This window comes from Finegoldia magna (assembly GCF_018371055.1).
GTDB lineage: Bacteria > Bacillota > Clostridia > Tissierellales > Peptoniphilaceae > Finegoldia > Finegoldia magna_I.
The window spans coordinates 1-4991 of the sequence record NZ_JAGYZD010000129.1 but is presented as its reverse complement, the minus strand read 5'-3'; the positions used below and the strand labels follow the sequence as shown (position 1 = coordinate 4991).

At 31.0% G+C, this 4991-nt stretch carries 3 protein-coding genes; all 3 read right to left on the bottom strand.

What is annotated here, in order from left to right; genetic code table 11:
* The coding region (locus KHW44_RS06340) for a peptide ABC transporter substrate-binding protein (RefSeq protein ID WP_304067348.1) at positions 1-1440 on the bottom strand (1440 nt) is incomplete at its 3' end.
* Positions 1441-1975: 535 nt separating this feature from the next.
* Positions 1976-2992, bottom strand: a complete 1017-nt coding sequence (locus tag KHW44_RS06335; protein WP_304067345.1) for a low specificity L-threonine aldolase — start codon at positions 2990-2992, stop codon at positions 1976-1978.
* A gap of 89 nt (positions 2993-3081) precedes the next feature.
* Positions 3082-4842: a DUF4153 domain-containing protein gene (locus tag KHW44_RS06330; RefSeq protein WP_304067342.1), complete on the bottom strand. Its 1761-nt coding sequence runs from the start codon at positions 4840-4842 to the stop codon at positions 3082-3084.
* Positions 4843-4991: the final 149 nt, after the last annotated feature.

Genomic DNA, 4991 nt, shown 5'->3' with positions numbered 1-4991 from the left:
TTCTTCGCTCTTCCATCCAGTTCTAACTGCGTTAGCACTTGAAGTGAATAGAGACATCATTGCTGATGGGTGGTTGTAGTCAGCAGTCCATGCTAAATATCCCATTTGATAATTACCTTTGTTGATCTTACCAGAAAGGATAGCCCATTCCATCATTTCCAATTTAACTTTAACGCCAAGTTTGTTTTGGAAGTTTTGTTGAAAATATTCACCAGATTTCTTTAATTCTGGAGAGTTAGTCATAATCAAGCTTACTTCTAATTTTGAAGGATCCGGATCCATTCCTAATTCTTTAAGACCTTCTGATAATAATGCTTTTGGATCGCCTAATTTATCAGCCATTTCTTTAACAGGGTTTCCTGCCATTTCTCTGTATTTCAATTCGTTAATTGAAATAGCTTTTGGTACCCAGAAATAAGCAGGTTCTGATTTTCCTTTAAGAACTGTATTGTTGAAGCCTTCTCTGTCTAAAGCGATGTTGAATGCTTGTCTAACTTTTTTGTTTTTGAATAATTTATCTTGGTGGTTAACTGCAAAATAGTCTACAGCTGGAAGGTCAACTTTTTGTGTCTTAGTTCCTTCTCTCTTATCGAACTTAGAAGTCCATTCTGGTTTATTAGTACCTACACTCATAATTTCTCCAGATTGGAAAGCATTCATTCTAGTGTTTTCATCTGTTAACACTCTGATGTTTACTTTTTCTAATTTAACTTTATCTTTGTTCCAGTAATCTTTGTTCTTTTCAAGAACTAATTTAGAGTTGTGGCTCCATTCAGTTAATTTGAAAGGTCCGCAACCTACGATTGTGTTAGCTTCAGAACCGAATTGTTCACCTTGTTTTTCAACTATGTCTTTTCTTTGTGGGAAACATACTCTGAAAGGAACAATATTGATGAAGTATTGTGCCGGAGCACCTAATTTGATTTCCAATGTTTTGTCATCAAGAGCTTTAACTCCTAATTTATCCAATGGAGCTTTTCCTGAGTTAACTTCTTGGAAATTAAGTATATCTGCTAATAAGAATGATGAACCAGAACCTGTCTTAGGGTCTGCAGTTCTTTTAATACCATATTCAAAATCTTTTGCAGTTAATGGTTGACCGTCATCCCATTTCAAGCCGTCACGTAATGTGAATGTATAAGTCATAGCATCTTCAGAAACTTTCCATTCTTTTGCTGCTGCTGCTTCTGGTTTCAATGTTAAATCGTCGTTTTGAACTAATCTGATAAGTGGTTCATATACGTTATTAACTATAGTATTACCATAACCGTCACTACCTTTTTGAGCATCGATAGATTCAGGATCAGCCGCTACGAAAGTATTGTATACTGTGTTTTCTCCCTTAGCTCCTCCGTCTTTTGATCCTCCATTTCCACATGCTGTACCAGCAACCATAAGGCCGGCTAACATCAAGGCAACAAACCTTTTCTTGTTTCTCATTTACAATTCCTCCTTAAATATTTTAATCATATGAGAAAATCCGAATTAATCGTGAATACATATTTGAAAATATATAAGTTCTAGTCTTCACGTTTTTCGTAATTTCATTATAACATGAATTCATGAAAATGATAACATAAACAACATTTTTTCAAAATATTTTAATATTAAATCGTTATTTAATTGTCTTATTCCGTTTTTTTATAGAATTTTTCGTTTTAATTTATCTTTGCACGATTGTATACATTTCGTAATAATCGCTATTTTATTGAAATATTGTTTTCATAAATTAATCATTTGATATTAGTTATCATATTAGTTCTGAGTGAAATATTTTTACATTTTTTCACGAAATTTTTCTGTTTTTTGTTTGAAAAATTTAATACATGGATTTAAACAAATAAAAGATGAGATATTTTAGGAATTTATACCACAAAAGTATTTGGTGATTATTCGTAAATCATTGTAACTTTTTTGTAATATTTTTTTATTTTTTTAATTGCCATCAAAAAAGCGACCAATTAAGGTCGCAAATTTATAAATCATTTATCAATTCATCTACCATGTGATCTTGAGTTGACCATGATGTACAAATTCTTACATTGATGTAATCATCTGTTTTATAGTTTTCGCAAAAATTATATTTGTGTTTTAATCTGTGATATCTCTCATAATCCATATTTACGAATATTGTATTGGTTGTAGATTGAGTAGCCAGAACATAGTTTTGTTCTTTTAATCTTTTTCTAATTCTATCTGCTTGTTCATCAGCTTTTTCTGCTAACTTGAATATTAAATCATCAGTAAATAGTTCTCTAAATTGAATTCCCAAAAATCTGGATTTGGCAATCAACATTCCAGAGCCTTTAATGTAGTTTTTAAAATGAAGTTTGAAGTCGTCGTTATTTATTATCAACGCTTCTCCAAACATCGCACCACATTTTGTTCCACCGACATATGTTGCATCAACAATATCGCAAATTTCTTTCAATGTTAAATCATTGTTTTTTGCAGCTAATGCATATGCAAGTCTTGCGCCATCCATGAACAAATACAATCCATGCTTGTCGCAAACTTTTTTTATTTCCAAAAGTCTTTGTTTGGTGTAGATTGTTCCCGATTCTGATGAGTTGGTTATGTAAACCATTTTAGGGATTGGTTTATGAAAATAAGCTGGATCATTCATTCTTTCTGAGACGAATTTGTCTATTACTTCTGGAATCAAAAGTCCATCTTCATCTTCTACAATTTCAATTTTGTGTCCAATATCTTCAATAGCACCTGTTTCTAATGTGTTAATGTGTGCATTATCACATGCAATTACACTTTCAAAAGGTCTCAAAGATGTTTTAATAACAAGTTTGTTGCAAGCTGTAGAACCATGTAGTAAGTAAACGTCTTGATCTGAAATCTTTTTTCTGATAAGTTCTTTTGCTTCGTGAGTGTATTCATCGTTGCAATAGCCTTGTTGTTGAACCATATTGGTCTCTTCAAGTGCTTTTATAATATTTGGGTGAACCCCTTCTAGATAATCACAGTTAAAATTATACATAATTTTTCTCCTCAATTGACAATAATTAATTTGTTAAAATACAGATTTATTATAACACTTGATAATTTTTTGTAAAGAATATTATTCACTTATTTTGTGTATAAGCATTTGATGTAGTAAGTCATTTTTTGTCCATTATCATAAAGACATTCTGCTCTTTCAAGTATCGTTTTGTATTTACGACTGTTAATTACGCCCTCATCTTTTATCAAAAGTTCAGGGTCTTCTGTATTAATATCAGGTCCTTGTAGATTCCATAATTCTTCTAATCTGTTATTAAATGTGTCTATGTTGAATTTTCCAATTGGTTCATTTTTGTATTTTATAACAACAATATTTGATTTTTTGGAAAACGTAACATTTTGATTTCCCAAATTTTCGATATTATGTGTGTTTGAATCGTACTGGAATTGAATATTTTCAAGTAGTCGATCGTAGTTTGTGGTATCAATTTCTAACCTATCATTGACAAAAGATCGTATTTGTCCGTATAGCGACTCAAATTCATCTCCTCTGAATCCAAATACACGATTCATATCCTCTTGCGAAGTTGTAAATTTGTCACCTAAATAAGGAAGTTCTTTTATGTTGTGTTTGACTACAAAATAGTCAAGTTTGTCTTTTATTTCCTTTATTTTAGCTGGATTTACATTGCTTTGAGATTTTATTTTGCCATCTACAAGAAGATTTTCTTCAACTAACATTTTTTCTAACTTGGCTTTTTGATCTATTCTACTGATGTTATATGCAGAAATAGGTCCCACCGAAGAAATCAATGCCAATATCAAAAATGTTGTCGGTATCGTGATGTATGTCTTCTTGTTGAAAAACAAATAGTAAATCATTGAAATAACAATGAAAATTCCACCAACTACTACTAGATATCTTTCTTCTGTAACTCCATAATACGAAATTCTGATGCCTATTGAATAAAACATCATTACTGAAAGTATCAACAATATTATAGGTTGAATTTTGTTGTAAACATTTATAAACTTATCTTCCACAGTCTTAGATATAAACAATACCACAACCGAAAGCAATCCGTACCACAAAATAAGATTTGTGACGATATTGTTAGGTATTGTTTTTAATACTACTACCTTTATTATATATAGAAGTAAAATCGATCCGTATATCAAAAATATCGGTGCGATAATTCTGGTAAACAAGAACTTAAAAGGCAAAAGCCATTTGATTTTCAGATTTTCGTCACTATATTTCAATGGGAATTTGGATAAAATTATGGATGCGTTGAGCAATAGGAAAATTACCGCTGCGCATGATACTATGACATTGCTAAGATTAAATTGTAGTTTGAACAGTTCCTTTGTCGTGAACAAAATCGCAACAATTCCAATAAAAATCGTTACGCAATAAATTAACGATTCTATTATTGATAAAACTATTTTAACTGCGTAGTCGGCATAGTCATTTTTCTTATTAAAGTGACCTGCGATAAACATTCCGACAAAAAGCGTCACAAATAATCCCATTTCCGTGATTTGATTTCTAAGTACGAAGGACTTATCTACCTTTATTATTAGGAAATAGCACACTAATCCCATAATCAATGAAACAATTGTATATACCAAAGCTTTTTTGCCCTTGGTGATTTCTATGTTTTTGTCTGTGATTATCAGCTTTACAATCATGTAGCTCATCGCAAAATAAAGCGAAGAAATAAGTAAATCAGCTGTTAAAGTGCTATTCAATGCACCGATTTCGATATACCATATCCCCATAATTGCAAATATTGTAGCGACAAATATGGAAAACAATACTATCGGATATAGTTTGATTGTTTTCTGTAAGTTTTTTAGTTTCGATTTAAAAATATCTAACCTCATAATTTCCTCCTGCTTTTCTATATTATATCACGATAAATATCTTAAAAATCGCTTGAAAACATTTGTTGCAATTTCGTAAACATTGCTCAAATATTTACAGAAGGTTTGTGATTTTGTTCCAAATCTAATAAATACTTTTTCTTTTCTAT